We start from the raw sequence: 24,727 nt of genomic DNA on the forward strand, positions 1-24,727 counted from the left end.
TGCGGGGCCGACGAGATCGCTCGGGTGCCTCGTCGAGGTCGGCGCCAGGGAGGTCCCCCGCCCACGAGCGGGTCCCGCACCGCGGGCTGGCGTCTAACAGCTCAATCCGAACCGTCGTGTTGATTCTAACGGTGTCGTGGCCTGCGTCTCAAGCCGGGACCGCGTGTCCCCCGCTCTCTGCGGACACCGCAGAGGGGTCGGCCGTCAGCCGGTCGGCGATGTCCCGGGCCCCGCCGATCGCCAGCGCGACCGAGGTGAGGGTGGGGTTGCAGGCCATGGGGGTGGGGATGACGTTGTTGCCGGCCACGTAGAGACCCGCGACGCCCCAGACCTCGCTGGTCGGCCCGCAGACCGACGTCCCGTCGTCCACCGCGCCCATCCGGGTCGTGCCCTGGTAGTGCAGCGAGGCACCCGAGGGCAGCACGAACGGCTCGTCGCCGAGCGGGTCTCCGAGCGCAGCGGCGGCCCGCCGGATGCTGTCGCGGGCCCGGGCGAAGGTCTCCCGGTCCTGCCCGGTGAGCGTGTAGTGGATGCGCGGCTTCGGCATGCCGTAGTCGTCGGTGGCCGTGTCGTCGAACTCGACGCGGTCGGAGGCCTGCAGGTCCTTGCCGCAGAACCAGCCGAGCCCCACGACCGTGCCGGGTGCCGGCACGTCGTCGCCCACGATCGGGACCGGGGAGGCGTCGAGCTGCATCACCTGCCCGTGGAACGGGTCCTCGTCGGTGTAGGGCACCCAGGAGACGCCGCTCTGCTGGACGATCGCGGTGTCCCCGCGCGGGTCGTGCTCAGCCTCCGGGGTCCGCGCGACGTCGCGCAGTCGGACGGCGAACACCATCTGCGGCTGGTCGTTGAGGTACCGGCCCAACGCCGGCGGTCGCACCCCGGAGGCGAACAGCAGTTGCGGGGTGCGCAGCGCGTCGGCGGCGACCACCACGAAGCGGGCGCGCACCTCGTGGTCGCTGCCGTCCCGGCGGTCGTGGACCACCACCCCGACGGCCCGGCCGTCCTCCACCAGCACCCGGCGCACCTGCGCCTCGGGGAAGAGCGTGGCCGCCGGGTTGGCCCGGGTCTCCTCGCCGAAGACGACGTCGGCGCCGCTCCACACCAGCGCGCCGTCGTCCCGGACGTGCACGGCCAGCGGCATCGACCGGACCCGGCGCTCCGCCCGGCGACCGGGGTCGAACTCGGCGCCGAGCCGCTCCCGGACGACGTCGGAGTACGGCGCACTGCCGAACGGGTCGCGGGAGACGCCGAGCAGCCGCTCCGCGTCGTCCAGGAGCTCGTCGAGGTCGGGCAGGAAGTCAGGTCGCTCGGCGTCCCCGGGCCGCGGGCAGGCGCAGGTCCAGTGCGCGCCCATCCCGCCGACGTTGCTGGACATCGCCAGCGCCGGGATCCCGTCCTCCCCCGGCTGCTGGAACCCGTCGGGGAGCAGGTGCGTGCCCGCGCGGACCACGCGCTTGGTCGGGTCGGTGTACGCCGCCTCCTCCTTGGTGGCGGTGTGCGGCCGCAGGCCCTCCGAGCGGCGCTGGGCGACCAGCCGCTCGTCGAGGTCGGCGATGTTCTTCACGTGCAGGCCGGGCGGGTCGGTCAGTGCCGGGCCGACCTCGAACACGGCGATGGTCGCGCCGGGTGCGCGTTCGCTCAGCACCCGCGCATAGGCCGCGCCGTTGGGACCGCTGCCGACGATCGCGACGTCGACGGCCGGGGGGAAGGAACGGGACATCTCACTGCCTCTCATCGCACGGACGCGGTCTCGCGGGCGGGCCGGGCGGCACCGCAGGTGGTGACGACCCCGGCCATCAGGTCCAGGCACCGGCCGACCGGCTCGAGCTCCGCCGGGAGGTTCAGGAAGGCGTGCAGCATGCCGGGGACGGTGACCTGGCGGACGTCGACCCCGGCCAGGGCCAGCGCCGCGGCGAAGGCCTCGGCGGAGGCGCGCAGGTTGTCGTACTCCCCGTTCACCAGCACGGTCGGGCACAGCCCGTCCAGCACGGCGAGCGCCGGCATGGCGTAGCCGTCGGCCGTGCTCAGCGGGCCGCCCAGGTAGTTGACCGTCACCCAGGAGGTGTCCTCGCCGGGCTTCTCCTGGTACAGCTCGGGCAGCTCGGCCAGCCGGGCGGCCAGCGAGCGGGACGGCGCCGGGACGACGGGGTGGAACACCGCGTAGACCAGCAGCAGGGCCGCCGGCACCCAGCCGTCGCGGTCGCGCAGCCGCAGCGCGGCGCCGGCGGACAGGTTGCCGCCGGCGCTGGCGCCGCCCACCGAGATGCGGGCCGGGTCCACGCCCAGCTCGCCGGCGGAGGCGCGCACCCAGGCGATCGCCGCCACCGCGTCGTCGTGCGGCACCGGGTAGCTCAGCTCCCCCCGGGCCAGCCGGTAGTCGACGCTCACCACGACCGCGCCGGCCCGGGCGCCGACCTCGCGGGCGGTCCAGTCGGCCTCGCGCATGTCCAGGTCGCCGCCGGCGAACCCGCCGCCGTGCAGCCAGACGAGGCAGGGGCGGGCCGGGTCGCCGTCCGGCGACGGCTCGTAGACCCGCACCGGCACCGGTCCGTGCGGACCTGGCGCGGTGGTGTCGCGGACGTCCACCACCGGCGGGGGGACGGCCGGCTCCCAGGCCTCGAACCGGGCGATCTGCTCCCTCCCGGCCGGGGTGCCGTACGCCTCGCGGAGCGAGGTCAGGCCGTCGAGGAGGGGGAACCGGGCGGCGATGTCGGGGTGGATCGGCATGGGACCTCGGTGTCCTTCCGGACGCTCAGAAGAGGGGGTGGTCGTTGGCGGAGGTCACCGGCCACGGCTGGATGACGTCCCAGTGCTCGACGACCTGCTCGCCGTCCCAGCGGTACAGGTCGACGACGGCGGCGACCGGACTGCCGTCGCGGGAGATCCGGAGGTGCACGGCGCACAGGTCGCCGTCCACCAGGAGCCGGACCACCTCGGGGAGGAACCCCGGGTCGTCGAACATCTGCGCCAGCGGGTCCCGGGCGGCGTCCCGGCCGTCGGGCAGGCCCGGGTTGTGCTGGACGTAGTCCTCCGCCACGTAGGTGTCGAAGGCCGTCCGCACGTCCCGCCGGCGGTACATCAGGTCGACGAACGCCTCGACGAGGGCACGCCGGGCGGCCACCGGTCAGGCCGCGAGCACGAGGCGCTTGCGGTCCCGGCCCCCGCCGGGCACGGGCATGTAGGAGATCCGCAGCCGCACCGAGACCGCGACGTCGTGCTCGCCGGCCGCCAGCGGCTGGTCGGTCTCGAAGGCGAGCTCGGCGCGCTCCCCCATCTCCCAGCGGTCGTCGGTCACCGTCGGCAGCTCGTCGAAGCGGTAGCTGTTGCCGTGCACGGTGAAGGTCGTGCGCGCGGGCGGGACGGGCTGCCCGTCCAGGGTCAGGTCGACGGCCTCCACCATGGACAGGGTCAGGCCGCGGTAGTAGGGCATCCGCACCTCCACCACGCCGCCGGTGCGGCCGTCGGACAGGGCCCGGAAGCCCTCCTCGCAGACGATGTACTGGTCGAACATCAGTGAGACCCCGTTCCGGTGGTGTGTGGCCCCGTCCCGGGTCCCGCCCCGAGCGTGCGAGGGGTGGGGAGGACGGGGTCCTTCTGTTCTCCGAGCAGGCGGGCGAACATGGCGTGCTGGCGGCGGACCTGCTCGACGCTGTCCACCGGGAAGGCGTCCTGGACGTGCCGGTTTCCCTCGTACTCGCTGGACAGGTAGCCGTCGAAGCCGCCCTCGACGAGCACCGGGACGATCCGGTCGTAGGGGATCGAGTACTCGGTCCCCTCGTCGGTCATCTCGTAGAACTTCGCCTGGACGTGCCCGATCAGCGGCATGTGCGGCAGCATCGAGCGGGGGTCGGTCCAGATGTAGTGCGTCGCCTGCCGGGCCAGCCCGATCTCGACCGGGCCGCCGTGGCGGTAGTTCATGATGTCCATCAGGGCGTGGGTGTCGCCGTGGTCGTCGTAGGTCTTGACGATGTACTCCACGAGCTCGGGCCGGGCTCCGTCGCGCAGCGCCCGGTCGCTGACCACCCGCGGGAACCTCTCGACGAAGGTGCCCATGTCCGGCATCAGGCCCAGGGCCGGCGACTGGGTCCGGTGCATCACCTCGAGGTGGTCGAGGATCCACGGGTGCTCGTAGTGGAACGGCGCGTGCACCTCCAACAGCAGCCGGACGCCCTGCTCCTCGGCGTACGGCGCCGCGCCCTCCATCACCTCCGGCGGGGTGTTGATGATCGCCCGGATGATCGTGGCCCCGAGCCGGACGGCGATGTCGATGTCGCGGTGCACCGAGGCGATCTGCTCGTCGAGGGTGAGCCGGCGGTCGGGGTGCAGCTTGGTGTCCAGGAACAGGTCGGTGGCGACCGGCGTCGTCCCGTACTTCCCCATCCACGCGTACCAGGTGTCGACGAACTCGTCCGTCAGGTGCGGGTACCCGGGGATCGACTGCTCGGGGATGATCTCGATCCCCCGGGCGCCGATGTCGCCGGCGACCCGGATGCAGTCCTCGAGGGTCAGCGTGCGCAGGAAGTACTCCTCCTGGAAGGAGTACAGGCTCACGCCGCGCTTGATGCGGTGTTCCGGTGTGCTCATGGGTCCTCGTCTCGTGCGGGCAGGGGGGAGCCGGCCGACCGGGGGTCGGCGGCGGACGTCGGTGGCTGGGGAGGTGCGGTGGGTCAGCCGGGGGTGGGCGCCAGCTCGCCGGCGGTGAGCGCGGCGGCGCCACCGGCCTGCGGGTGCCCGGAGGCGGCGTCGAAGACGTGGCAGGCGACCGTCCGGTCCTCGAAGGGGGCGTCGATCGGCCGCTTGGTCCAGCAGACGTCGGCGACGTGCGGGCAGCGCGGCGCGAACGGGCACCCCTCCTCCGGGGCCGGCTTGGCCTGGGCGGTGGTCACCCGTACGACCTCCTGCCGCTGTCGGCGGAGGATCCGCTGCTCGACGGCGTTCGGCACCGGGACCGCGGCTCGCAGCGCCTGGCTGTAGGGGTGCGCGGGGCGGGCGTGGATGGTCGCGGCCGGCCCGGACTCCATGATCCGGCCGCGGTAGAGCACCAGCACCCGGTCGGAGAAGTAGGACACCACGGGCAGGTTGTGGGCGATGAACAGGAACGCCACCCCGGTCTCCCGCTGCAGCTCCCCGAGCAGGTTCAGCACCTGCGCCTGGGTGACCACGTCCAGGGCGCTGATGGCCTCGTCGCAGACGATCAGCTTCGGGTTGATGGCCAGCGCACGGGCGATGGCGATCCGCTGCCGCTGTCCACCGCTGAAGGCGTTCGGGTACCGGTCGGCAGCGTCCTCGGGCAGCCGGACCTTGGCCAGCAGTGACCGGATCTCCGCCAGGGCGGTCCTGGCGTCCACCCCGGCCGCCGCCTCCAGCGGCTCGGCGAGGGTCTTGCCGACCGTCCGGGACGGGTTCAGCGAGCCGTAGGGGTCCTGGAAGACCACCTGCAGGTCGCTGGCGACGTGCTTGCGTTCGCCGGCCTTCGTCTCGGTGATGTCGTGCCCGTTCAGGACGACCTGACCACCGCTGATCGGGGCGAGGCCGAGCAGCGCGCGGCCGATCGTCGACTTGCCTGAGCCGGACTCCCCCACCAGGCCCAGGGTCTCGTGCTCGGCCAGTGTGAAGCTGACGCCGTCCACCGCCTTGACCGGCGGCGTCCGCCAGCCGGGGAGCTTGTAGTCGACCCGAAGGTCGGTCACGGTCAACAGCGGCGTCTCGGGGACGGCGTGCCGTGCGGTGCCCGTGGCGCTGCTCTGTGCGCTGCTCATGGCGTGACTCCGGTCGTGGCGAGGTCCTGGGAGCGGGCGAGTTCGTCGGTCCGGATGCACCGGCTGCTGCGGTCGGCCTGCACCGTCAGCAGCGGCACCGGCCCCTCGCGGCAGGCGTCGACGGCCAGCGGGCACCGCGCGGCGAAGCGGCAGTGCGTCGGCCAGTCCCTGGGCAGCGGCACCATCCCGGCCACCGTGGGCAGCGGCACCCCGCGGACGGCGTCCTCGGGCATGGCGTCGAGCAGGCCCTGGGAGTAGGGGTGGCGGGGAGCGGCGAGCAGCTCGTCCACCGGGGCCAGCTCGACCACCTGGCCGGCGTACATGACCGCCGCGACGTCGCCGATGTCGGCGACCACGCCCAGGTCGTGGGTGACCAGCACCAGGGCCAGGCCGAGGGTCTCCTGCAGCGAGCGCAGCAGGTCGAGGATCTCGGCCTGGATGGTGGGGTCCAGCGCGGTGGTCGGCTCGTCGGCCACCAGCACGCTGGGCTCGCCGGCCAGGGCGAGCGCGATGCACACGCGCTGGGCCATGCCCCCGGACAGCTGGTGCGGGAAGCTCTTCGCGACCGACTCCACGTTCGGGATGCCCACCAGGCGCAGCAGCTCGTGCACGCGGCGCCGCACCTCGGCGCGGGAGCCGCCGCGGTGCAGCTTCACCACGTCACCGAGCTGGGAGCGCACCGAGAAGCACGGGTCGAGCGCGCCCATCGGCTCCTGGGAGATCAGGGCGATCTGGCTGCCCCGGACCTGGGCCATCTCACGCTCCGACAGGTCCAGCAGCTCCCGGCCGGCCAGCCGGACCGAGCCCGCGGCCGCGCCCCCCTCGGGCAACAGCCCCAGCGTGGCCAGCGCGGTCATCGTCTTGCCGCAGCCAGACTCACCGACGAGGCAGAGGGTCTCTCCTCGGTGCACGGCGAAGGAGACGCCGTCCACGACCGGCTGCCAGCCGCCCTCGGGGGTCCGGAAGGAGACGACGAGGTCCTCGACGACCAGCGGGACGTCCGAGTCGGCCGGTTCGGCCGCCGCCGGGGTCCGCCGCCCCGCCGGCGCCGTGCCCGCCGCGGCCTCCGCCGGCAGCACCGGCCGGCGCGGCGGGGTGAGCAGGCGGGCCCGCTTCGCCGTCGGCAGGGTGGCCAGCAGCGAGTTGCCCAGGTAGTTGAGCGCGGCGACGGTGGCGATCAGCACGGCGCCGATCGGGACCATCATCCAGGGGTCGTCGTCCAGGTTGGCCGAGGCGTCGAAGACCAGTTGCCCCCAGCTCGGCTGCTGCGGGTCGAAGCCGAGGCCGAGGAAGGACAGCGAGGTGAGGAACAGGAACGCGCCGCTGTAGAGGAGGAAGCCCTGGACGATGAGCGGGCCCAGCACGTTGGGCAGGATGTGCCGGAGCAGGATCGTCCACCGCGACACCCCGCTGACCCGGGCGGCATCGACGTAGAGCAGGTCGCGTGAGGCCTGGGTCGAGGCCCGCACCAGCCGGAAGATGCCGCCGCTGACGATGACGCCGAACACGACGGTCATGAACGGCAGGTTGTTGTCCGTGACGACCGATACGGCCAGCACCACCACCAGCGCCGGGATGGCGAACAGCACGTTGACCACGAAGTCCGCGAGCGCGTCGGCCCGGCCACCGACGTACCCGACGAACATGCCGATCGGGACGCCGAGCAGGTAGGCCACGACCACCGGGATGAGCGCGGCCAGCAGCAGGACGCCGCCGCCGTGCAGGATCCGCGACAGCAGGTCCCGGCCCAGCTCGTCGGTGCCCAGCCAGTAGGTGGCCGACGGCCCGGCGAGCCGGGCGTCCAGGTCCTGGGCGAGCGGGTCGTGCGGTGCAAGCGCCCCGGCGAAGACGCTGGAGACGACGACCAGGACCAGCCAGCCCAGCGCGATCAGGATCGCCGGACGGCGCAGGGCGTCGCGGATGGCGGTGGCGAAGGAACCGCGGGGGCGGGGCCGGCCCGGCTGGGCGACGGGCTCGCCGACGCCCTGGGTGCCGTGCGCGGGGACGGTGGCGGTGGTCACCGGACACGCACCCGGGGGTCGAGCGCGGCGGTGGCGACGTCGATGACGAGGTTCACCAGGACGACGACGAGGCTGAAGTACAGGACGCCGCCCTGGACGACGGAGAAGTCGTGGTTCTGCACCGATCGCAGCATGAGGTTGCCCATCCCTGGCAGGGTGAAGATCAGCTCCAGGACGACGACGCCGCCCAGGGTGAAGATGAAGGTCAGCCCGGTCACCTGGACGACGGGCACCGAGGCGTTGCGGAGCACGTGCTTGTACAGGACCCGGCGGCGCGGGACGCCGGTGGCGTGCAGCGTGCGCACGTAGTCGCGGCTGAGCGCGTCGGCGAAGGCGGCGCGGGCCTGGAAGGCGATCTGCCCGAGGTTGACCGCGCTGAGCGCGATGATCGGGAGCACGAGGTGGGAGATCCAGGGACCGATCCCGTCGGTGCCCAGCTCGGCGTAGCCGATGGCCGGGAACAGCGAGAGCTTGATCGCGAAGACGAAGATGAGCAGCGCCGCCAGCCAGAAGTTCGGGATCGCCATGCCGAGGCTCCCGGTCCACTGGACGAGCCGGTCGGTGCGGCCACCGCGGACCGCGGCGGCCATGCCCAGCACCAGGCCCACCACCAGGGTGAGCAGGGTGGACAGGATCGCCAGCGACAGGGTCGGTGCCACCGACTGGGCGAGCGCGTCGGACACCGACTGGCCGGTGGTGTAGGAGGCGCCCAGGTTCCCCTGCAGCGCGTGCCCCAGCCACTCGCCGAACTGGCTGAGCACCGGCTTGTCCAGCCCGAGGCTCTGCTCGAGGGTGTCGACCTGTTCCTGGGTGGCGGTGTTGCCGAGGATCGCGGCCGCCGGGCTGCCCGGGACCAGTTGCACGAGGAAGAACGAGATGGCGGCGACGATGAGCAGGAGGGGGACGGCGACCGCCAGCCGGCGGAGGACGAACCGGGTCATGGGGGCTCCTATGCCGGCGTGGAAGGGGTCGCGGACCCGGGGGTGGGCCGGTCGGCCCACCCCCGGGACACGCTCAGCTGGGCAGGTGGTAGTCGTACAGGTGGATGGCGCCGCGGTCCGGCGGCTCCACGCTGACGACGTCCCCGTCGTACGCCGTGACGGTCTGCAGCACCAGGGTCGCGATGTACCAGGAGCTCTCGGCCCCGGCGACCGCGGCCTGCTGGTACAAGGTGTTGCGGGCGCTCTCGTCGGTCGTCTGGGCCGCCTGCTGCAGCAGGTCGGTGACCTCGGGGGCGCTGCCGTGGTGGACGTTGAAGAACGTGTTCGGGTCGAAGGCGTTCGCCAGGTCCTGTCCGGCGTCACCGGTCAGCCGCTGCAGCACGAGCCCGGCAGAGCGGGTGCCCGACTGCACCGCCTGCACGAGGTCGGCGGCGTGGGTCTCCACCTTCACCGTGACGCCCACCTGCTCCAGCTGGCCGGCGATCGCCTGCGCGAACTGGTCGGCCTGCGGGACGCTGATCATCGTCATCTCGAAGCCGTCGGCGTAGCCGGCGTCGGCGAGCAGCTGCTTGGCCTTGGCCGGGTCGTACGGGTACAGGGCACCCAGCTCGTCGGTGTAGGCCGGCTCGCCGTCCGTCACCGGCACTCCGGGGACCGCGATCGCGGTGTCCTGGTAGGCGGCCTGGCCCAGCTTCTCCCGGTCGATGGCGTAGTTCAGCGCCTGGCGGACCCGCTCGTCGCCGAGGGCCTTCGCGGTGGTCCCGGTCGTGTCGAGCCAGGCACCGGTCATGCCGGCCTGCTCACCGGACAGGCTGGTCACCTGCTCGAACCCGCTGATCTCGGTGCCGGGCTGGACGACCAGCGCGTCGACCTCGCCGGTGGCCGCGGCGTTCTTCGCCGCCGTGGGGTCGGCGATGATGGAGAACGTCACCTTGTCGTAGGGGAAGACGTCCTGGTCGGCGGCCCAGTAGTCCTCGTTGCGGGTGTAGACGACGGAGACGCCGGGCCGGGTCGCCTCGGTGTCGAGCACGTAGGGACCCGAGCCGACCGGCTCCTGCTGGAGCCCGTCGGGAGCCGCCAGCGCCTTCGGGCTGGCCATGTAGCCCGAGAGCTGGGTGAAGTCGTAGGGCAGCGCCGGGTTGGGCTGGGTCAGCGTGAGGTCGATCGTCGTCGGGTCGACCACGGTCATGCTCGCGATGTTGGCCAGGAAGACCTGGTCACCCTGGTTGGCCTTCTTGTCGATCGCGTACTCGAAGTTCGCCTTCACCGTCTCGGCGTCGAACTTCGCGCCGTCGGTGAAGGTGACGTCGTCGCGGAGCTTGAGCTGCAGCGTCGTCGGGTCGGTGAACTCCCAGGACGTGGCCAGCCACGGCTCGAGCTCGCCGTCCTTGCCGTAGTGGATCAGCGTGTCGTACACCGGGTCCAGGAAGGTGGTCGTGGCCGATCCCGGGTCGTAGGGGTTCCAGAACGCGGGAACCGGCCCGGTCGTCGCGACGGTGAGCTCCGGCGAGCCGGACGAGCTGCCGCCGCTCGCGTCCGACGACCCGCAGGCCGCCAGACCCACGGCGAGGACGGCGACGCCGCCTGCGGCGACGGCCGCCCGGAGGCGTCGAACCGATCTGTTGAGGTGCACGTGGGCTCCTGCATGTCGTGGGCTGGCACTGAGCGGATCACCTCGGCGGCTGCCGGATGGTGTCCTGCGTCACGGTCGCGAGCCAGTGTGCAGTCCCGCAGGATCAGAAGCAAGGTTCTGATTCGGCCTTTATCGGCTTGTGACCGACACCACAGTCGGGCTGCCGGCGTCGTGCGCCGCACAGCCACCCACGTCGACGCCGGCAGCACCCGGCCCGCCGCCGCGGATCCCCGTCCGGGCATACCGGGACACCGGACGCCCGACAGGTGTCCGGTGGCTCGTGGCGGTGGTCCGACCGCCCGGGGCGGCGCCCCTCAGGCGGAGGCGGGCCGGGACAGGAACGCGGTGACCATCTCGGCGAGGTCGGCCAGGATCTGCTCCCAGTCGCCCTCCCCCGCGGCCTCCGGGGCGCTGCCGAGCCCGAGCCAGCGGGCCAGCACGCTGTAGACGACGGTGAAGCTCCAGTGCACCGCCCGCTCCGGGTCGGGGTGGTGGATGTCCTCGCGCCGGGCGAGCAGCGCCGAGGAGAAGAGGTCCACCGAGTCCAGGAAGCCCAGCCGACCCTCGTCGGCGACGACGGGGTCGTCGCTGCCGATCCGCATGAACGGCGACAGGACCGGCGCCTCGGCCCGGAGCACCTGGGCGAGGGTGGTGATGACCCGGGCGACCGCGGCCTCGAAGGTCTCGCCCTCCGGGGGTGCCGGGGCGAAGGCGGCCCGCTGCACCTCCCGGATCCGGGCGGTCTCCCGGGCCTGGGCGGCCCGGATCAGGTCGGTCTTGCTCTCCACCCGGCCGTAGATCGACCCGGTCGACACCCCGGCCAGCTGGGCCACCTCGGCGAGGGTGAAGGCATCGGAGCGCCGCTCCGCCAGCAGGGACACCGTCGCGTCGACCGCCTTCTCGAAGGACTGCCGGCTGCGTTCCTGCTTCGGTTCCCGGACCGGGCTCCCCGTGTTCTGCACGGCTCGACGGTACGGACTCACCGTCCGCCTGGCGATACCCGAACGGGGGTTCTCGTTCCTCGACAGCCGGTCGCGAGCGGGTCGCTCCTGGTCACAGCTCCAGGGACAGCACCGTCGGCAGCTCGACCGACGACCGGCCGACCAGCACCTCGTGCGTCCCGGCCGGCACGTGCCAGGCCGACACGGCGGTGTCCCAGCGGGCGAAGGCGTGCTCGTCCAGGACGACGGGGACGTCGGCGGACTCCCCCGGCGCCAGCCCTACGCCGGCGAAACCGGCCAGCCGGGCATCGACCTCGCCGGGCGCGCGGACGTAGACCTGGACGACCTCCCGGCCGGGACGACGGCCGGTGTTGGTGACCGGAGCGGTCACCTCGACCCGTGGTGCGCCGTCGCCGGTCACCGTCAGCCGGGCGGTGCCGTGCTCCCACGTGGTCCAGCCCAAGCCGGAGCCGAACGCGAACCGCGGGGTCACCCCGGTCCGCTGCAGGTGCCGGTACCCGGTGGGCTCGGTGGCCGTGTAGTCCAGCGCGAGGTCGTCGTCGAGCTGCTCGCCCCACGTCGACCGGTCCTCGTCCCGGCGGGTCACCGTCACCGGCATCCGGCCCGCGGGCTCGGCGTCGCCGGCCAGGACGGCGGCGAGCGCCTCGCCGAACCCCTGCCCGGGCAGCCACGCGTACAGCACCGCGGCCACGTCGTCGGCCCACGGCGCGTCCACCGGCCGGCCGGCGTTGACGACGACGGCCGTGCGCGGGTTGACCGCGGCGACCCGGCGGATCAGCTCGACCTGCTCGTCGGGGAGGGCCGACGAGGACAGGTCCCGGCTCTCCCGCGAGGTCTCCAGCACGTCGCCGACCACGAGCAGGACCGCGTCTGCAGCGGAGGCGGCCAGCACCGCCTGCTCGAGTGCGCCGGCCGGCTGGGGTGGCAGGCAGCCGACGGTGAGTGCTTGCACCCGGGCGCCGGCCGAGACCATCTCGACGACGACCGTGACCTGGACGCCGGCGGTCAGGTCGACCGGGCCGGTGGTCATCTCCGCCCGGGCCACCTGGCCCATGACGTCACCCGGCTCGGGCGCGGGTCGGCGGGCGATCACCGCCCCGTCGACGGTGACCGTGACCGCCCCGGACCCGCCGCCGCCGAAGAGGTGGCGGCCGGTGGTGTCCGGCGTGAAGGCGGCCGTCAGGCGCAGCCGACCGGGCTCCGACGTCGGCCCGGCGCCCGGCACGGAGCCGAACCAGGCGAAGGCGGTGTCCCCCCGGACCTCGGCCAGCGCCGGGTCCGTGTCCTCGCCGCGGAAGTGCTCGAGCAGGACGCCCGGGGCGCCGTCCGGGGTGCTGACGGCGAAGGAGCCGAGCGGCTCCGGGCGCGTCCGGGCGACCCCTGGCTCGTGGACCACCTCGCAGGAGCCGGCGAACCGCGCCCGGACCGCCTCGGCCGGGGTGGCGACGGCGCCGGCCGGGCGGACCCGGCCGAACGTGGCGCCCTGGTAGGTGGGCCGCGCGGCGTTGGGACCGATGACGGCCAGCCGGCGCAGCCCGGACGGGGACAGCGGCAGCAGGTCGTCGGCATTGCTCAACAGGACGAACGACGCAGCGGCCGCGGCGGCCAGCACGCCCGGCGCCTGCTCGGCGGGGACGTGCGCCTCCGGCGCGGTCACCTGCCGCTCCGAGCCGGCCAGGGCGCCGACCCGACCGGCGAGCCGGAGCAGCCGGGTGGTCGAGTCGTCCACCCGCTCCTGCGGCACCGCGCCGGACTCGACGGCTCCGGCCAGCCGGGACCCGAGGTGGATGGCCGGGCCGGGCATCTCCAGGTCGAGCCCGGCCAGCGCAGGGCCCGCGGTGTCCGAGAGCGCGAAGTAGTCCGAGACGACGAGCCCGTCCCAGCCCCACTCGTCCTTGAGGATCGACAGCAGCTCCCGGTGCGCGGTGCACGGGACGCCGTTGAGCCGGTTGTAGGCGGCCATCACCGCCCACGCCCCCGCGTCGCGCAGCGCCAGCTCGAACGGCCGCAGGTACACCTCGCGCAGGGTGGCGTCGTCGACGGTCGCGCTCATCCGCTGCCGCTCGGTCTCGGTGTCGTTGGCGACCAGGTGCTTGGGGCAGGAGGCCACGCCCTGGCTCTGCAGCCCGGTGACGAACGCCGCGCCCAGCACCCCGGCCAGCACCGGGTCCTCCGAGTACATCTCGAAGGTCCGCCCCGACAGCCCGGTCCGCGCGAGGTTCAGGTTGGGCGCGTAGACCGCGGCGTAGCCGCGGCGCAGCGCCTCCGACCCCTGCGCGAGGGCGATCGCCGCGACCTGCTCGGGGTCCCAGGTGGCCCCGAGAGCCGTGCCGCAGGGCAGCAGCAGCGCGGTCTCGCGCTCGTCGAAGGTGTGGCTGACCAGCCCGAGGGGGCCGTCGCCCATGATCATGGTCGACAGTCCCGCCTCGGGTGCGGGCAGCGTGCTCCACCCGCTCTCCCCCGCGGTCAGCTCCGCCCGCCGCCGGGGGGTCAGCCGGTCCAGGGCCGACCCGGCGACGTCGTCCCGGGTGTCCGGGGTCGCGGTCACCGCGAGCTGAACTTCGGCATGACGTCGGTGGCGAAGAGCTCCATGGACTTCTTTCCCCAGGCCACCCGCTCGGGGGTCAGCGTCCCGCCGAGGAAACCGCCCAGGACGTTGCCGATGCCGACGTCGCGGACCTCGGCGAGGTGGTCCGCCACCGTGGCGGGGCTCCCCCACAGGCACCAGGTCTTCTGCCAGCCGGGGCTGCGGCCGTCGTGCACCGGGCCGAGCTCGACGCCGCTGATCTGCTCGGCGGCCTTGTTGGCGGCGTGCTCGCGCTCCACGGCCGTCTGGTAGAGGTCGATGATCTGCCCGAACTCGTCCTCGGCCTGGGCGTCGGTCTCCGCGACGTGCAGGTGCTGGTAGGTGTGCGTGGTCCACTCCAGGGCGAAGTCGACGCGCTCCTGCGGGTGCCCGGCCGCCTCCAGCGCCTCCCGGTAGGCGGTGAAGTAGCGGCGCAGGTGCGGCAGCGGGTCGCCGTCGTCGAGCACCGGCGGGGTGAAGGCCGGGATGAACGCCGGCTGGCCCTTCTGCGCCGCCCGCTGGACGCTGGCCGGGCGCAGCGCGACCGACATGACCTGCGGCCCGTCCGGCGACCAGGCCACCGGTGCGATCCGGGAGACGACCGCGCCCTTGTAGTGCCCGTTGTCGAAGACCACCGGCTCGTCCTCGGGCTGCTTGGCCCACAGCTGCTCGACGATGGCCATGTTGGAGTCGGTGAGGGTCTTGGTGTCCTTGTAGTTGACGCCGAGGCCGATCATCTCCTCGGGCGTGGTGCCCGAGCCGATGCCCACCAGGACCTTGCCGTCGGTGAGCTGGTCGATCAGGTTGAGCCGCTCGGCGAAGCGCACCGGGTGGTGCAGCGGGATGGTCTGCACCGAGAAGCCGAAGCGCAGCCGGGGCAGCTTGGCCGCCAGGTAGGCGGCGAACATCATCGGGTCGCTGGCCGGCGGGGCGTAGCCGGTGAAGTGGTGGTCGGGCAGGAACACGGCGTCGAAGCCGAGCCGCTCCGCGTCGACGGCGTTCTGGACCATCGCGTCCATGACCGCGCGGTCCTCGGCCGGGCCGGCCGATCGGGTGGTGAGGAAAGCGGAGAAGTGCACGTCGGCCTCCGGGTCGGTCGGGCTGGGTGGGCGGTGGGGGGACGGTCAGGTGGTGAGCAGGTGCGAGGCGCGGGCCGCGCCGGCGAGCAGGCGGTCCAGGCAGGACCGCAGCCGCTGCGGCGTCTCGGCGCCGGTGAAGCCGATGAGGTGCAGGCTGAGCAGCACGGACCCGTCGGCGCCGCGCACCGGGGCGGCCAGCGACGCGACGTCGGTGAGCTGGTCGAGCGGGGTGTCCAGCCGGGGCTCGGGACCGCGCTGCTGCATGCGGCGCAGCACCTCGGCCACCCCGTCGGGCCGGTCGTGGTCGACCACCGACCGCTCGAAGAGCTCGGCGTCCTGCTGGCCGGTCGTGACCTGGTAGCCCAGGGAGCGCACCGCCTCGAGCTCGGCCATCGCCACGGCGGGGTCGCTGGTCCCGGTGAGCCGCCGGCCGCGGTCGAGCCAGGCCATCTGCTCGACCGTCCCGGCCCAGGCGACGAACAGCGGCGCGATGGGTGCGGCCAGCGGGAACGCCGTGCCCACGCGGGTGTCGCTGCCCCGCGACGCGGCGCCGATGCCCGCCGCGGCGAGGGAGACCACCGAGTTGCCGACGACGGCGCTGACCAGGCACTCCAGGCCCAGGTCCCGGGAGACGGCCTCGGCCTCGGGCCGGACCAGGTCCGCCAGCCGCAGCTGGTCGGCGAACTCAGGGCGCTCGGTCTGGATTGAGGGCAGCTGCGGGGACCCGTAGCCGCCGCGCACGAACAGCAGCGGCAGTCCGGCGTCCTCGGGCACGCCGAGGTCGCGGACCCGGCCGAGCACCATGTCGTGGTCACCGGCGGGCAGCACGGCGTCGACGTCGCAGTCGATCCACAGCACGGTGCCAGCCAGCCGCGGGCTCCCGCCCGCGGTGTCGCCGGCTCCGTGGACGTCGAAGCGGTCGTCGGCCTTGGTGACGAAGGCGCGGCAGACGTGCTCCTGCCCGGCGCCGAGCACGTTGACGCAGAAGCGGCCGGCCGACCGGATCAGCGGCCAGGTGGTGCTGGTGCGGTCGGGCAGGAAGCCGACCAGCGGCGGGTCCAGGGACACCGACGTGAAGGTGCCGACGACCATGCCGACCGGCGTGCCGTCGCCCTGGCGGGCGGTGATCACCGCGACCCCGGTCGGGTACTGGCCCAGCGCGCGTCGGAAGTCCCGCGCCGCCAGCGGCGTCTCGGTCACCGGACCTCCCCAGATCAGATTCAGAATCCGCGTTCTGATCTGACTGTAGGTGGCCTGGGCCACAGGGTCAACACCCCGGGTTCGCCCGGCCTCGCGCGCCGCAACGGCTGCTCCTCCCCGGGCACGACGGCGCGGCCGGGTCGGCGGTGGCCGACCCGGCCGGCCAGCGGCTCGGCGCTCGTCGCCGGCGGAGCCCGGCGGCGCGGTGCCGGCAACTCAGAGCGGTTCGGACAGCGCCGCGAGCGCGCGGCCGGTGAGCTGGTGGTGCAGCGTCGGGTCCGCGGGCGGGTCGACCTCCCAGCGGGAGAGCTGCAGCGAGGTCTCCACGACGAGCCGGCAGCGCTCGAACCGGCGCGCGCTGAACGCGGCCAGCGCCGCCTCGACCGAGGCGGCGTTGCCGAGCTCCTCGGCGAGCACCACCGAGTCCTCGATCGCCATGCCGACGCCGTAGGCGATGTGCGGCGTGGTGGTGTGCGCGGCGTCGCCGATCAGCACCACCCGGCCGCGGTGCCAGGGCGGGGGCAGCAGCATCGCGGCCAGGCCGCGGTGGTCGACGTCGGGCCGCAGCCGCTCGGCGACCAGCGGGACCAGGCCGCCGAAGGGGGCCAGCCGTTCGCGCAGCGCGGCCAGCCGCTGCCCCTCCGGCGGGCGCGGGCCGCCGTCGTCGGGCTGCAGGAACCACAGGTAGAGCTCGTCGTCGGCGATCGGGACGATGCCGACCCGGCCGCGCGGGCCCAGGTCGGTGAGCAGGTAGCGGTCGACCTCGGGCGGACGGGGTGCGGACACCCGCCAGATGAGCTGGCCGGCCCGGGTGGGTGGCGGCGCGTCGGGGAGCACGAGCCCGCGCACCGACGAGTGCAGCCCGTCGGCGCCGACGACGAGGTCGACGCGCTCGGTGCTGCCGTCGGTGAGGTCGGCCTCGACGCCGTCCCCGAGGTCGCGCAGCGCGGTGACCGACGTGCCGAACCGGATCTCCGCGCCCGGCGTCGCGGCGAGCGCCTCGCCCAGGATGCCGGCCAGCGCCACCCGGGAGAGGGCGACCACCGGCGGCGTGCCCGGGACGAGCGGCTCGGTGAACACCCGGTGGACGACGGTGCCGTCGGGCGCGCAGATGTGCACCGCGTCGAGCGGGAAGCCGCGCTCGACGACCGGCGCGAGCAGGCCGAGGGTGTCCAGGGCGCGCAGCGGCGAGTTCTGCAACGCCAGGCCGATGCCGACCGGCCGGTCGGTCTCCTCCCGCTCCAGCACCAGCGCGTCGATGCCGGCCCGGCCCAGCGCGATGGCCGCGGTCACCCCGGCCGGTCCCCCGCCGACGACGAGCACCCTCATGCCGACACCTCCAGGACCACCGGTCCGATCAGGCCGGCGGTCTGCACCGGCGCGTCGGCGGCGTACACCCCCGCCACCGGGGCGAAGAGCTCCCCGGTCGGCGCCTGCGCCTCGGCGATCAGCCGGTTCATCCAGGCGTTGGCCACCTCGACCTCCACGGTGTTCCTCCCCGGTCGCAGCGCACCGGTGACGTCGATCCGCCAGGGTGCGGTCCAGACGATGCCCTGGTCGGTGCCGTTGACCCGGATCCGGGCCAGGTCGCCGACGTCACCGAGGTCGAGCACCGCCGGTCCGTCGACCGGGTCGTCGAGGTGGACCTCGGTCGCGTAGGTGCCGGTCCCGGCGAACCCGGCCGTCGCGGGCCCGAGCCCGGTCCACGGCCGGGGCCCGCCGGTCAGCACGGTGTCCAGGACGCCGGGCAGGGTGAGCCGCCACTCCCCGTCCAGCACCCGCCGCGCGACCGGGCCGGCCAGCGGCCCGGGATCGGCCCCGCCGGGGACGACGACCAGCGATCCGAGCGGCGGGAGGTCGACCCGCTCCCCCAGCGGCGCGCGGGTCAGTGTCACGGGGTCCCAGCCGGACAGCGGCGCACCCGTCGCCGACCGCAGGGTCACCGTGACCGGCTCGGGCAGCGGGTTGGCCAGGAACACGACCTCACCGGCCGTGGTGCGCCGGCCGATCCGCAGCAGCTCGGCGCCCTCGACGGTCAGCGGCGGGACGGCGCCCAGGTCCTGCAGCGCCGTGACCAGGTCGACGTCGCGCACGCCGCCGTCCCGCCAGAGCCGGTCGCACAGCGCGGCGTGCTCCTGCTCGTCGTCGGCCAGGGACGGCGAGCCGACGGGTCGACGGCCCACCACGGTCGCGCCCGCCTCGACCAGCGCGGCCAGGCAGCGCAGCGCGCGCACGGTCAGCCGTTTGCTGGAGCCGCCGAGGTGCAGCAGCCGGTACCGCGTCTCCCCCGCCGCCAGGTCGCCGTCCTCGACGGCGAACCGCCGCTCGAGCCCGTCGAGGTCGACGTAGTCGAAGTCGTACCCGGCCGGGACGGTGCGGTCGGGCTCCTCGCCGAACAGCGCGGTCACCGGCGCCTCCTCACCGACGAACACGGCGACGTCGACGGCGGGCACGCCCTGGTTGAGCAGCCAGGAGCAGCGGGCCAGGTAGTCGATCCACGGACCGGCCAGCTCCGCCCACGGCTCGCTGCGGATGAACGCCTGCCCGAGGAACGGCGCCAGGCCGATCCCCGGCGGGGGCACCTGCGTCGGCTGGTGCGGCGAGGTGTGCAGGCAGAACCGGGTGACGCCGAGCGCCAGTTCCAGGTCGGCGACGTGCTTGAGCCGGCGCGGGGTGTAGCTCCACGGGCGGTGGAAGGCGGTCATCGACTCCGCGCCGGTGAACGGCTTGCCGTGCACGTGCGCCACCGAGGAGGCGCCCTTGAGGTCGGCGAGGTAGGTCGGCGCCGGCTGCTCCGTGCCGGCGTCGAACACCCACATCGCGCCCATCGGCACGTCGGCGGAGCTGCGCATCGCGAGGTCGTCGCCGAGCTGCGGGCGGTGGTCCTCCAGCGCCTCGGCGTAGTAGCGCAGACCCCGGACGTGCGCCTCCGCGGCGAGCGTGCCGTAGTACTCCCCGGCGACCAGGTCGGCGATCGTGCGCCGGTGGTCGTGCAGGAACCGGTCGGTGCGGGCGGCGTCGCCGACGACCAGCCCGGCCAGCGCCGGCAGCCAGGGCAGCGGGTCGTAGCCGCGCAGCTCGGTGAACCGCTCGCGCAGCCGCCCGGTGGCGTTCTGCGCGCCGGACTCGATGCTGTCGCTGAGCAGCGCGTCGAGGTCGGCTCCGTCGAACAGCGCCAGGTAGGTGTCCAGGTAGCGGCGGACCGCGTCTCCGTCGAGCTTGTCGACCTCCAGGCCGGTCGCCTCGGCCGGGGCCGGGCCGTTGGTCTGGCCGGTGAGCGACATGCCCAGCCGCAGCACCCGCCACGAGCCGGGCGGGGCGTCCCAGCGCAGCACGCCGTCGCCGTCCACCTGGGCGGTCAGGTCGACCACCCGGGCCGGGTCGATCGCCGTCCCGGCCGACGCCGGGTCGGTGTCCAGGGCGTAGTAGTCCAGCGCGGCGGCGAAGCCGGCCTTGAGCTCGGCCTGGTGCACCCGCCCGCCGGGGAAGAGGGCGAACTCGGAGACGCCGAACTCCCACACCCGGCGCAGGACCGGCGGCAGCCGCACGCCCTCGGCGAGCCGGGGCAGCGCCGTCTCGGCGGGCTCGCCGGCCAGCACCAGGCGGAACCGGCGGGCGGTCACCGGCGCAAAGGCGATCGTGCGCACCGGCACGGCCTTGGCCGCCGGTTGCTCCGGTGCGGCCAGCTCGGCGACCACCCGGTAGGTCACCCCGTCGTCGGAGGCCTCCAGCACGGCGGTCGGCGGGGGTGCGGCGCCGAAGCCGCGCGGCCCGGGCAGCCCGACGGTGACGGCGGCGACGGTCACCGGCTCGGCGAACACCTGCTCGAGCCAGGCGGTCGACCGGCCGTCGGGGTCGCGCGGCAGCTGCACGGTGCCGGCGAACCGGCCGTCGAGCAGTGCCGACCAGTCATCGATCGGCGCCGAGGCGGTGACGGTGGACGGCGCCAGCGGCTGTGCGACCTGGTCGGCCGGCACCGCCAGGGTCACCCAGTCGCGCGCGAACCGGTGCGCGCCCGGGTCGGCACCCCAGCGGGGGCAGTCCTGGTACGGACCGGCGACGTCCGGCAGCGGGGCGAGGAGCTGGTCCACGCGCCCGCCGCCGTCGACGACCGTCTCGGACCAGACCAGCTTCTTCATCGCGTCGGCCGGTTCGACCCAGGGGCCACCAGCCGCGCTCCAGCCCGCGGAGGTGGCGACGGCGAACTCCAGCCCGAGCTCCCGAGCCGTCGTGGTGGCCAGCCGCACTGCCTCCTGCCACGCGGCCGAGCCGTGCTGCACCAGCTCCGGCACGACCTGCGGGGTGCCCATCCCGCCGTAGAACAGCTGCACACCGCGGACGCCGACCCGGTGCAGCCACTGCAGGTCCAGCACGATGCCCTCGGGGTCGACGTTGCCGTCCATCCAGTGCCACCAGGCCCGCGGCCGCGCGTCGTCCGGCGGGTCGCAGAAGCCGCGCCAGAGGTCCTCGAGCGTCATGCCCGGCCCCGCTCGTGCGCCCGGAGCCGCGCCAGCAGGTCGCCGAACAGCAGCCGGGTGTCGACGTCGGTGTAGACCCGCCGCTCGCCCCGGCCCCCCTCGGCGGTGCTGCTGGTCCACCGGCTGGACTCCACGGTCAGCGCGGTGACCAGCACCGGCGGGCTGTCGCCGAGCGGCCAGTTCCCGCCGACGCGGATCCAGTCCGGCGGGTCGGTGAAGTGCTCCCACAGCCAGCGCCCGAGCGCACCGGTGGTGCCCAGGTCGTGCTCCAGCTCGGCGACGGAGTACGCGCAGCGCCGGTAGGTCTCCACCGGGAACGACTGGACGTCGAGGTCTGCCTGGGCGAGCACGAAGGCGGCGGCCTCGCGGTCGGTGTCCCGGTTGTACTCGAAGGCCCCGGCGTCCAGCGACCCGCCGATCCAGACCAGCGTCAGCCGCTCGGCGATGTCCGGTGCCTGCCGCAGCGCCTGGGCGACGTTGGTGAGCGGTCCGCCGCAGACCAGGAACAGCGGCAGCTCGTCGTCCCGCCGGGCCTCGGCGGCGATCGCGTCGGCCGCCGCGGAGCCGCTCGCGTCACCGAAGACCTCCTCGCTGCCGGCGTGCACCGGCGGCAGGTCGGCGCCGCCGACCGCGGCCAGCAGCTCGGTGGCGAGCGCCGCGCCGTCCGCCGCCCGGGGCAGCGGCCCCGGGAACCGCGGGTCGAGCCCCGAGCTGGTGACCGCCACGACCCGGTTGGCCGGCGACAGCAGGTGGTGGGCCAGCGCGACGAGCCCGTCCGGGTCGCCGGACCAGTCGTTGTCCAGCACCACCCGGCAGTGCTCGTGCACACGGAGGGCGGGTGTGCTCATGACGTGGTCCTCTCCAGGACGACGGGCCGACGGGGCAGTCCCAGGCCGAGGACGGCGGCCAGCGCGACGAGCCCGGCGCCGACGAGGAGGGCGACGCCGTACCCGTGCGTCTGGGCGCCGTGCCCGCCCGCGGGATCGATCGCGGCCACGGCGGTGGCGACCGCCACCAGCGCGGCCAGCAGCACCGCGCCGCCGATCTGCCGGGATGCGTTGAGCAGCCCGGACGCCAGACCGGCGCGCTCGTCGCCGACCCCGCTCGTCGCCGCGATCGTCAGCGGCAGCCCGGACAGGCCGAAGCCGGCCATCGCCAGGGCGGACGGCACCAGGACCGGCAGCACGTAGCCGCCGGTCACGTCCAGCCGGGAGAGCCAGGCCAGCCCGACGACGGTCAGGGTCACGCCCGCGAAGTACACCGTCCTGTCGGCGAGCCGGCGCAGCAGGCGCGGTGCCAGCCGGGCACCGAGGCTGATGCCCACCCCGGGGGGCAGCAGCATCAGCCCGGCGGCCAGCGGGCCGAGCCCGCGGACCTCCTGCAGGTACAGCGAGAGGAAGAAGAAGGTCGCCGGCAGCACCCCACCGGTCAGCAGGGAGATCGCGTCGGCGACCACGAGCGAGCGGACCCGGAACACCGACAGCGGCACCAGGGGCGCGGCGGCGCGCCGCTCGACGAGCACGAAGACGACGAGGGCGAGCACCGCGGCGCCGAGCAGGGTGACCGTCCGCGGGGCGCCCCAACCGTGCTCCTCGCCCGCGATGATGCCGGCGACCAGCCCGCCGGTGCCGAGCGTCACCGCGGCCGATCCGGGCAGGTCGAGCTGGCCGCGGACCGGCCGCCGCTCGCCCGGGGCCAGCGCCCAGACCGAGGCGGCCACCAGCACGATCCCGACCGGCACGTTCACGATCAGCACCCAGCGCCAGTTGAGCAGGCCGGTCAGCACGCCCCCGACGACACCGCCGAGGGCGCCGCCCAGACCGGCGACCGCGCTCCAGGTGCCCAGCGCCCGCGCCTTCTCCGCCGGCTCGCGGAACGTGGTGGTCAGCAGGCTGAGGGTCACCGGCGCCAGCACCGCGCCGCCGATGCCCTGCACGGCCCGCGCCGCGACCAGCTGCCAGCCGGCCTGCGCCAGCCCGCCGGCGAGGCTGGCGGCGGTGAACACCACCAGCCCGAACAGGAAGACGCGCCGGCGGCCCAGCAGGTCCGCGGCGCGACCACCGAGCAGCAGGAAGCCGGCGAAGGTGAGGGTGTAGGCGTTCACCACCCACTGCAGGCCGCTCGCCGAGAGCCCGAGGTCGTCCCGGATCGCGGGCAGCGCCACCGTCACCACCGAGACGTCGAGCACGGTCATCAGCGCCACCGCGCAGGCGATGGCCAGCACGGCGGTCTGCTGACGGCTCCTCGTCCGCTGGCCGACCGCCTCCCGGGTGGTCACCGCACCCTCGGGTGCAGGGCGGCGGCGAGGAAGCCGACCGCGCAGCGGACGACCGCGTCGGCCTCGGGGTACCCGTCCCAGCCGTGGGTCGCGCCGGGCACCGGCTCGAGCCGGACGTCGGCGCCGACGGCCCGCAGCGCCTCGGCGAGCTGCTCGCTCTGCGCGTAGGGGACGACGTGGTCGGCGGTGCCGTGCTGGAGCAGGAACGGCGGCGCGCCCGCGTGCGCGTGCGCCACCGGGCTGACCGCCGCGCGTGTCGCGGCGTCCACGCCGTCCAGGAGCACGTCCAGCGGCGGCACCAGCGCCTCGGCCGGGAGCACCGCGGCCACCTCCGGCGGCAGCCGGAACTCCGGCATCGTCTCGGCGGACGAGACGCCGTACCAGTCGACGACGACGTCGACGCCGCTGGAGGGACCGACCACGCCGACCTCGCCCTCCAGCTCCGGGCGGTCGGCGGTCAGCCCGACCAGCGCGGCGAGGTGACCGCCGGCCGACTCGCCGGCGATCCCGACCCGGCCGGCGTCCAGCCCGAGCTCGTCGGCGTGCTGGCGGAGCCAGCGGACCGCCGCCTTCGCGTCGTGCAGCTGGGCGGGGAACGGCGCCTCGCGGGCGTGCCGGTACTCGATGGTCGCCACCGCCAGGCCGGCGGCGAGCAGCTCCTCGAACAGCTGGCCGGGGCGCAGGCCGGGCGGCAGCAGCCGCCGGTTGCCCGCCATCCACGCCCCGCCGTGCACCCACACCACGACCGGTGCCGGGGCGGCCGGGGGCACCCACAGGTCCAGCTCCAGCACCCGGTAGCCGGGCACCGCCGCGTACACCGCGTCCCGGTGGTGCCGGACGCCGTCGGCGCGGCGGGTCGGCTCGGGCGGTGGCAGGTAGCGGGCCGCCATGTCGTTCGGGACCGTCCCGGTCACGTGTCGGTGCTCCTCAGGTGTCGTTCGGCGGCGGTCAGCAGGCGTTGCAGCTCCACCCCGCGGCGCACGTCGGCGGCCGGGGGCACGCCCCGCGCGACGGCCTCGGCGAAGGTGGTGGCGATCCGGCGGCGGACGGCGGCCGGGTCCTCAGCGCCGGGGTCGGCCAGGACCACGCGGCCGGCGTCGGTGACCGCCTCGCAGCGCAGCGGCCCGCGGGCGCCGGGTGTCGCGATGGACACCGTGGCGTGGCTGACGGCGCCGAACTCGTGCTCCAGGGTCACCGTCGTCACGGCGCCGACCCGGTGGGCGTGCACCACCGTCGCCGGTCCCGCGACGAGCTCCAGCAGGTCGAGCACGTGCGGGCCCACGTCGTGCAGGGCCTGGTCGGGACGGCGCCAGGGCGCAGCGAAGGGGGACCCCGGCAGCGCCTGGCTGCCGATGAACTCCGCGGTGAGCACCCGGGGCACCGCGGTGCTCAGCTCGGCCGCGAAGGCCGAGACCGCCTCGGTCCAGCGGTTGGTCAGCACCAGCTGGGTCACCACGCCCGCGGCCTGCGCCGCCGCCGCGATCCGCTCCGCCCCCTCGACGGTGGCGGCCAGCGGCTTCTCCAGCAGCAGGTGCCGCCCCGCGGCGGCGGCCACCGGGGCCAGCTCCGCCTGGACGTCCGGCGGGACGGCGAACGCCACGGCGTCGCAGGCGCCCAGCAGCTCCTCGTAGGAGGCGGCGGCGGGCGCACCGAGCCGCTGACCCAGGTCCGCGGCGGCCGCGGGGCGGCGCGCCCACACCGCGGCGAGCGTCGTCCCGGGACCCGCGGCCAGCATCGGGCCCGTGGACATCCCCGCCCACGGGCCCGCGCCGACCAGCCCGACCCGCAGCGTCACGGCCGGCGTCCC

General features: G+C 74.7%; 19 protein-coding genes. All 19 read right to left on the minus strand.

Going from position 1 to position 24,727, the window contains the following annotated elements:
* Positions 1–148 precede the first annotated feature (148 nt).
* The gene (locus MODMU_RS13155; RefSeq protein ID WP_041795256.1) at positions 149–1,723 is read right to left on the minus strand and encodes a GMC oxidoreductase; all 1,575 of its coding nucleotides are present in this window, start codon (positions 1,721–1,723) and stop codon (positions 149–151) included.
* Between the two features lie 11 nt (positions 1,724–1,734).
* Entirely contained in the window at positions 1,735–2,730 is a 996-nt protein-coding gene (locus tag MODMU_RS13160; protein WP_014740760.1) for an alpha/beta hydrolase, read from the minus strand.
* A gap of 25 nt (positions 2,731–2,755) precedes the next feature.
* Entirely contained in the window at positions 2,756–3,124 is a 369-nt protein-coding gene (locus tag MODMU_RS13165) for a nuclear transport factor 2 family protein (RefSeq protein ID WP_014740761.1), read from the minus strand.
* A 3-nt stretch (positions 3,125–3,127) separates the two neighbouring features.
* Entirely contained in the window at positions 3,128–3,514 is a 387-nt protein-coding gene (locus MODMU_RS13170) for a C-glycoside deglycosidase beta subunit domain-containing protein (RefSeq protein ID WP_014740762.1), read from the minus strand.
* Positions 3,514–4,587 carry a sugar phosphate isomerase/epimerase family protein gene (locus MODMU_RS13175; protein ID WP_014740763.1) on the minus strand — a complete coding sequence of 358 codons (1,074 nt, stop codon included), beginning with the start codon at positions 4,585–4,587 and terminating at the stop codon, positions 3,514–3,516. The genes MODMU_RS13170 and MODMU_RS13175 overlap by 1 nt, the downstream gene beginning before the upstream one ends.
* Before the next feature lie 83 nt (positions 4,588–4,670).
* A complete protein-coding gene (locus tag MODMU_RS13180) occupies positions 4,671–5,762 on the minus strand; it encodes an oligopeptide/dipeptide ABC transporter ATP-binding protein (protein WP_014740764.1) in 1,092 nt (363 codons plus the stop codon).
* Positions 5,759–7,783 (minus strand): dipeptide/oligopeptide/nickel ABC transporter permease/ATP-binding protein, encoded by a 2,025-nt coding sequence (locus MODMU_RS13185; protein WP_014740765.1) that lies wholly within the window; start codon positions 7,781–7,783, stop codon positions 5,759–5,761. Before MODMU_RS13185 ends, MODMU_RS13180 begins: the two co-directional genes overlap by 4 nt.
* The gene (locus MODMU_RS13190) at positions 7,780–8,724 is read right to left on the minus strand and encodes an ABC transporter permease (protein ID WP_014740766.1); all 945 of its coding nucleotides are present in this window, start codon (positions 8,722–8,724) and stop codon (positions 7,780–7,782) included. The genes MODMU_RS13185 and MODMU_RS13190 overlap by 4 nt, the downstream gene beginning before the upstream one ends.
* 73 nt (positions 8,725–8,797) lie before the next feature.
* Entirely contained in the window at positions 8,798–10,357 is a 1,560-nt protein-coding gene (locus MODMU_RS13195) for an ABC transporter substrate-binding protein (RefSeq protein WP_014740767.1), read from the minus strand.
* A gap of 314 nt (positions 10,358–10,671) precedes the next feature.
* Positions 10,672–11,319 (minus strand): TetR/AcrR family transcriptional regulator, encoded by a 648-nt coding sequence (locus tag MODMU_RS13200; protein WP_014740768.1) that lies wholly within the window; start codon positions 11,317–11,319, stop codon positions 10,672–10,674.
* A gap of 91 nt (positions 11,320–11,410) precedes the next feature.
* Positions 11,411–13,867: a beta-glucosidase gene (locus MODMU_RS13205; RefSeq protein WP_014740769.1), complete on the minus strand. Its 2,457-nt coding sequence runs from the start codon at positions 13,865–13,867 to the stop codon at positions 11,411–11,413.
* The gene (locus MODMU_RS13210; RefSeq protein ID WP_014740770.1) at positions 13,864–14,964 is read right to left on the minus strand and encodes an LLM class flavin-dependent oxidoreductase; all 1,101 of its coding nucleotides are present in this window, start codon (positions 14,962–14,964) and stop codon (positions 13,864–13,866) included. Before MODMU_RS13210 ends, MODMU_RS13205 begins: the two co-directional genes overlap by 4 nt.
* A 45-nt stretch (positions 14,965–15,009) precedes the next feature.
* The gene (locus tag MODMU_RS29515; RefSeq protein WP_014740771.1) at positions 15,010–16,164 is read right to left on the minus strand and encodes a flavin reductase; all 1,155 of its coding nucleotides are present in this window, start codon (positions 16,162–16,164) and stop codon (positions 15,010–15,012) included.
* Positions 16,165–16,380: 216 nt separating this feature from the next.
* Positions 16,381–17,493, minus strand: a complete 1,113-nt coding sequence (locus tag MODMU_RS13220) for an FAD-dependent monooxygenase (protein ID WP_014740772.1) — start codon at positions 17,491–17,493, stop codon at positions 16,381–16,383.
* Entirely contained in the window at positions 17,490–20,642 is a 3,153-nt protein-coding gene (locus MODMU_RS13225) for a glycosyl hydrolase (protein WP_014740773.1), read from the minus strand. Before MODMU_RS13225 ends, MODMU_RS13220 begins: the two co-directional genes overlap by 4 nt.
* Positions 20,639–21,490 carry a nucleoside hydrolase gene (locus MODMU_RS13230; RefSeq protein ID WP_014740774.1) on the minus strand — a complete coding sequence of 284 codons (852 nt, stop codon included), beginning with the start codon at positions 21,488–21,490 and terminating at the stop codon, positions 20,639–20,641. Before MODMU_RS13230 ends, MODMU_RS13225 begins: the two co-directional genes overlap by 4 nt.
* On the minus strand, positions 21,487–22,920 hold the full coding sequence (locus tag MODMU_RS13235) for an MFS transporter (RefSeq protein WP_014740775.1): 1,434 nt from the start codon (positions 22,918–22,920) through the stop codon (positions 21,487–21,489). Before MODMU_RS13235 ends, MODMU_RS13230 begins: the two co-directional genes overlap by 4 nt.
* Complete coding sequence (locus MODMU_RS13240) at positions 22,917–23,834, minus strand: alpha/beta hydrolase (protein WP_014740776.1); 918 nt, start codon at positions 23,832–23,834, stop codon at positions 22,917–22,919. Before MODMU_RS13240 ends, MODMU_RS13235 begins: the two co-directional genes overlap by 4 nt.
* Positions 23,831–24,715, minus strand: a complete 885-nt coding sequence (locus MODMU_RS13245; protein ID WP_014740777.1) for a Gfo/Idh/MocA family protein — start codon at positions 24,713–24,715, stop codon at positions 23,831–23,833. Before MODMU_RS13245 ends, MODMU_RS13240 begins: the two co-directional genes overlap by 4 nt.
* Positions 24,716–24,727 lie beyond the last annotated feature (12 nt).

The sequence above is a fragment of the Modestobacter italicus genome (genome assembly GCF_000306785.1).
Taxonomy (GTDB): domain Bacteria; phylum Actinomycetota; class Actinomycetes; order Mycobacteriales; family Geodermatophilaceae; genus Modestobacter; species Modestobacter italicus.

What these genes read in the sequence shown, in the direction of transcription:
- MODMU_RS13155 (WP_041795256.1), bottom strand. Translation starts at nt 1,723, where the DNA reads ATGTCCCGTTCCTTCCCCCCGGCCGTCGACGTCGCGATCGTCGGCAGC.
- MODMU_RS13160 (WP_014740760.1), bottom strand. Translation starts at nt 2,730, where the DNA reads ATGCCGATCCACCCCGACATCGCCGCCCGGTTCCCCCTCCTCGACGGC.
- MODMU_RS13170 (WP_014740762.1), bottom strand. Translation starts at nt 3,514, where the DNA reads ATGTTCGACCAGTACATCGTCTGCGAGGAGGGCTTCCGGGCCCTGTCC.
- MODMU_RS13175 (WP_014740763.1), bottom strand. Translation starts at nt 4,587, where the DNA reads ATGAGCACACCGGAACACCGCATCAAGCGCGGCGTGAGCCTGTACTCC.
- MODMU_RS13180 (WP_014740764.1), bottom strand. Translation starts at nt 5,762, where the DNA reads ATGAGCAGCGCACAGAGCAGCGCCACGGGCACCGCACGGCACGCCGTC.
- MODMU_RS13190 (WP_014740766.1), bottom strand. Translation starts at nt 8,724, where the DNA reads ATGACCCGGTTCGTCCTCCGCCGGCTGGCGGTCGCCGTCCCCCTCCTG.
- MODMU_RS13220 (WP_014740772.1), bottom strand. Translation starts at nt 17,493, where the DNA reads ATGAGGGTGCTCGTCGTCGGCGGGGGACCGGCCGGGGTGACCGCGGCC.
- MODMU_RS13225 (WP_014740773.1), bottom strand. Translation starts at nt 20,642, where the DNA reads ATGACGCTCGAGGACCTCTGGCGCGGCTTCTGCGACCCGCCGGACGAC.
- MODMU_RS13230 (WP_014740774.1), bottom strand. Translation starts at nt 21,490, where the DNA reads ATGAGCACACCCGCCCTCCGTGTGCACGAGCACTGCCGGGTGGTGCTG.